This is a genomic window from Cellulomonas hominis, from assembly GCF_005239125.1.
GTDB classification, from domain to species: Bacteria; Actinomycetota; Actinomycetes; order Actinomycetales; family Cellulomonadaceae; genus Cellulomonas; species Cellulomonas hominis_A.
Map to the genome: position 1 here is coordinate 1 of NZ_SZYE01000271.1, position 4,035 is coordinate 4,035.

Genomic DNA, 4,035 nt, shown 5'->3' on the forward strand with positions numbered 1-4,035 from the left:
GGTCGGACACCTTGCGGCGCGCGAGCGGCTCGAGGTCGAGCTGGCCCATGAGCTCGGCGGCGCGGCGCCGCGCGTCCCGGCGGTCCAGGCCGTAGATCGTGCCCTGCACGACGAGCTCGCCGCCGCCGGTGCGCGCGGCCTCGCCGTGGCCCGGGCCGAGGGGCACCAGCCCACGCTCGACGACGTCTTCCTGTCCCTCACCGGCCGCAGCCTCCGCGAGGAGGGGGCCGCGCGGTCGGCCGACCCCGTGGAGGTGGCGGCATGACCGCGACGACCTTCGAGACCCTGCCCGCCGAGACGCTGCCCGCGCGCGAGGCGACCCGGTCCTGGTGGGGGGACGCCTGGCTGGTGATGACCCGCGAGCTGATGCCGACGCTGCGCGACCCGTTCTCCGTGGTGTTCGGGCTGATCCAGCCGGTGGTGTTCCTCGGGCTGTTCGGGCCGCTGCTGGCCGGGTCGGTGGGCGACGGCCTGCCCGGCGGCGACGTCTGGGCGTGGTTCGTCCCCGGGATCCTCGTGATGACGACGCTGTTCGGCACCTCGACGACCGGCGCCAACCTGCTGTTCGAGATGCAGACCGGCGCGCACGAGCGGCTGCTCGTGACCCCGCTGGCCCGCTCGGCGCAGCTCGTCGGCCGGTCCTGGAAGGAGATGGTGCCGATCGTCGCCCAGTCGGTGGTGGTCGTGGCCGTCATGCTGCCGTTCGGGTTCTCGTTCAGCCCGGCGGGCGCGGTGCTGGGGCTGGTGCTGCTCGCGGTGTTCGGCGTCGGGATCGGCTCGCTGTCCTACGCGCTGGCGATCGCGGTGCGGAAGCAGGACTGGATGTTCTGGGTCGTGCAGCAGACGCTGCTGTTCCCGCTGCTGATCCTGTCGGGGATGCTGCTGCCGCTCGAGACCGGCCCGCGGTGGATGCAGGTGGCGGCGGACCTCAACCCGCTGCGGTACGTGGTGGACGCCGAGCGCGCCCTGTTCGCGGGGGACCTGGCGTCCTCGACGGTGGCGTGGGGCGCGGTGGCGGCGGTGCTGACCGCCGCGGCCGGGCTGCTGGTGGGGGTGCGGACGCTGGCACGGAGCGCGCGGTAGGGACCGGCGCGGTCGGCGGGCCCGCCCGGGGCCGGTCAGCCCCGGGCGATGTCCGCGACCGTCGCCGCCGTCAGCCGGATCAGGTCGTCCGGGGCCAGCTCGACGTCCAGGCCCCGGCGGCCGCCGGACACGAACACGGTGTCGAACAGCTGCACGGTCTCGTCGACGACGGTCGGGTGCGGGGTCTTCTGGCCGAGCGGGGAGATGCCGCCGACGACGTACCCGGTGGCGCGCTCCGCGGCCGCGGGGTCCGCCATCACGGCCTTCTTGCCGCCGACGGCCTGGGCCAGCGCCTTGAGGTCGAGCTTCCCGGCGACCGGCACCACGGCCACGGTGAGCGTCCCGTCGACCGAGGCCATCAGGGTCTTGTAGACCTGCTCCGGGTCGATGCCGAGCACCTCGGCGGCCTCCAGGCCGTAGCCGACCGTGCTGCGCGGGTCGTGGTCGTAGGCGTGCGCGGTGTGCGGGACCCCGGCGGCGGCCAGCGCGACGAGCGCGGGCGTCCCGGACGGCGGCTGCTTGCGGCTCACGGGGCCAGCCTAGGGCCGGGGGCGGCTCCGCCGTCGGTCCTGCTACCGTGCGGACCAGCACGGGAGTCCGGTGAGCCGGGCTGAGAGGGAGTACTCGAACTCCGACCGTAGAACCTGATCTGGGTCATGCCAGCGCAGGGAGCGACATCGCAGGATGCCGGGCACCCGTCCGCCGTCCTCCCGTGCTGATCGGACCAGCACAGGAGGACGCATGATCCCGACATCCCCCTCGACCCGGCCCCGCGCCGGGGACGTCGCCGACCTGGTCGCCGACCCGCTCCGGTTCGGCGTCGGCGCCCGCGTCACCGTCGCGGTGATGTCCGACCGGTACGTCGAGACGGTCCTCGGCGTGCTCGGCGCCGTCGCGACGGACGGGCTGGTGGTGGAGACCGGCGACGTCAGCACCTACGTCGGCGGCGGCGAGGCGGACCTGCTCCGGTACCTCACGGACCTCGTCGACCTGGTGGCCGCCACCGGCGAGCACGCCGCCGTCACGCTGCACCTGTCGCGCGGCTGCCCGGGCGAGGTGCGGTGCGCGCTCCCGGGCGGCGCGGGTCCGCGCGAGGTCGCGCTGCCGCCGGGCCGGCGCACCGGCCGGTCCGGCGCGGCCGAGTGGGCGCTCTACCCGCTCGCCGACGACGTCCGGGCCGGTGTCGAGCCCGACCACATGCGCGACATCGAGGCGGCGATCGCCCTGGCGCGGGACAACGGGACCTTCCGTGGCTCCGAGCACTTCGTCACGCGGCTCGAGGGCGATGTCGGCGCGCTCGTCGAGACGGTGGTGGGCGCCTGGGCGCGGGTGGGCCGCAGCGTGCAGCACGTGACCAGCCACGTGACGTTCTCGCTCAACAGCCCCACCCGGACCCGTGGCTGAGCGTTTCCGGGGCGGGCGGCGTCGCGAGCCGCTCGCGCTGAAGGACATCGTGCTCATGGTCGTGCTCGGGGTGGTGTTCGGGTTCCTGTACTGGGCGCTGGTCCAGGCGTGGAACGGCCTCGCGGTGCTGATGGGGCCGGCGGGCGACCTCGCGCAGCACGTGCTGCTCGGCGGCTGGCTGCTCGTGGCGCCGATCTCGATCGCCATCATCCGCCGCCCCGGCGTCGGCGTGCTGGCGGAGGTGCTGGCTTCGGTGGTCGAGGTGGTGTTCCTCGGGTCGCCCGTCGGGCCGCTGCTGGTCGTCGCGGCGCTGCTCCAGGGCCTCGGCAGCGAGATCCCGTTCGCGCTCGGCCGGTACCGGCGGTTCGGCTGGGCCCGGTTCGCGGTCTCGGGGCTGCTCGGCGCGACGCTCGTGTTCGGGTGGTCGGCGTTCCGGTTCGGCTGGTACGGGCAGGACCTGCTGGTGCTGCGGCTCGCGCTCCAGGCCGCGTCGGGCGTCGTGCTCGGCGGGCTGCTGGCGAAGGTGGTCGTCGACGCGCTGCGCCGCACGGGGGTGCTGGACGGCTTCGCGATCGGCCGCGCGGCGGCCGCCGAGCGCGAGCCCGTGGCGCGGCGTGCCTGAGCCGGCGGCCGGCCCGGCGGCCGTGCTCGACGTCGCCGGTCTCGAGGCGGTGCTGGACGGCGGCGCCGGCGTCGGCCCGGTCGACCTGCGGCTCGCGCCGGGGGAGCAGGTGCTCGTGCTCGGCCCGTCCGGCGCGGGGAAGTCGACGCTGCTGCGGTGCCTGCACGGCGCCGTCCCGCACGCGGTGCCCGCGCGGGTCTCGGGGCGGGTCGCGGTCGCGGGCCGCCCCGTCGCGGAGCACGGCGTCGCGGCGCTCGCGGACGTGGTCGGGGTGCTCGCGCAGGACCCCGAGACCGGGGTCTGCCTGGCGGACGTGACGGACGAGGTGGCGTTCCCGCTGGAGAACCTCGGGACGCCGCCCGCGGCGATCGGGCCTGCGGTGGCGGCGGCGCTCGGGGCCGCGGGCGCCGCGCACCTGGCGGGCCGGCGCACGGACGCGCTCTCCGGCGGCGAGCTGCAACGGGTCGCGCTCGCGGCCGCGGTGGTGACCCGCCCGCGGCTCCTGCTGCTCGACGAGCCCACGTCCATGCTGGACGCCGACGGCGTGGCGGCGGTGCGGGAGGCGCTCGCCGCGGCGCGGGCGTCGACCGGGGCGGCGTGCGTGCTGGTCGAGCACCGGCTGGACGCGCTCGCCGGGGACGCGGGCGTCGCCGGGCTGCCGGGCCGGTGGGTGGTGCTGTCGGCCGACGGCCGGGTCACCCACGACGGTCCCGCGGCGCGGGTGGCCCGGGACGCGGGGCGGGAGCTGCTCGACCGCGGCTGCTGGCTGCCCGAGGACGTCGAGCTCGCGGTGGCGCTCGGGGGCGCGGTGGGGGAGCCGGGGGCGTTCGACCTGCTGCCGGGGCTGGCCGCGGAGGCGCCGCCGTCGCGGGCCCCGGCCGCCGGACAGGGGGAGGTGCTGCTCGCCGCCCGGGGCCTGGCGGTCG

5 protein-coding genes and 1 riboswitch are annotated in these 4,035 nt (G+C 76.7%); of the genes, 4 read left to right on the forward strand and 1 reads right to left on the reverse strand.

Annotated elements, in window-relative coordinates; genetic code table 11:
* The first annotated feature begins 261 nt into the window (after positions 1-261).
* Positions 262-1,083 carry an ABC transporter permease gene (locus tag FA014_RS18620; protein WP_154731105.1) on the forward strand — a complete coding sequence of 274 codons (822 nt, stop codon included), beginning with the start codon at positions 262-264 and terminating at the stop codon, positions 1,081-1,083.
* A gap of 35 nt (positions 1,084-1,118) precedes the next feature.
* On the opposite strand, the gene ybaK is transcribed toward FA014_RS18620, so the two are convergent.
* Positions 1,119-1,613: a Cys-tRNA(Pro) deacylase gene (gene ybaK, locus FA014_RS18625; RefSeq protein ID WP_154731106.1), complete on the reverse strand. Its 495-nt coding sequence runs from the start codon at positions 1,611-1,613 to the stop codon at positions 1,119-1,121.
* Between the two features lie 49 nt (positions 1,614-1,662).
* Positions 1,663-1,771: riboswitch (TPP riboswitch) on the forward strand.
* A gap of 53 nt (positions 1,772-1,824) precedes the next feature.
* Here ybaK and FA014_RS18630 point away from each other — a divergent pair.
* The 3 genes from FA014_RS18630 to FA014_RS18640 all read left to right on the forward strand — a co-directional run.
* A complete protein-coding gene (locus FA014_RS18630) occupies positions 1,825-2,487 on the forward strand; it encodes a YkoF family thiamine/hydroxymethylpyrimidine-binding protein (RefSeq protein WP_154731107.1) in 663 nt (220 codons plus the stop codon).
* Positions 2,480-3,109 (forward strand): ECF transporter S component, encoded by a 630-nt coding sequence (locus FA014_RS18635; RefSeq protein ID WP_230323403.1) that lies wholly within the window; start codon positions 2,480-2,482, stop codon positions 3,107-3,109. Before FA014_RS18630 ends, FA014_RS18635 begins: the two co-directional genes overlap by 8 nt.
* A partial coding sequence (locus FA014_RS18640; protein WP_154731108.1) for an ABC transporter ATP-binding protein occupies positions 3,102-4,035 on the forward strand: 934 nt, incomplete at its 3' end. The genes FA014_RS18635 and FA014_RS18640, both read left to right, overlap by 8 nt.

Bases quoted from the DNA above. Each gene is read 5' to 3' on its own strand.
- FA014_RS18620 (WP_154731105.1), top strand. From the start codon at position 262: ATGACCGCGACGACCTTCGAGACCCTGCCCGCCGAGACGCTGCCCGCG.
- FA014_RS18630 (WP_154731107.1), top strand. From the start codon at position 1,825: ATGATCCCGACATCCCCCTCGACCCGGCCCCGCGCCGGGGACGTCGCC.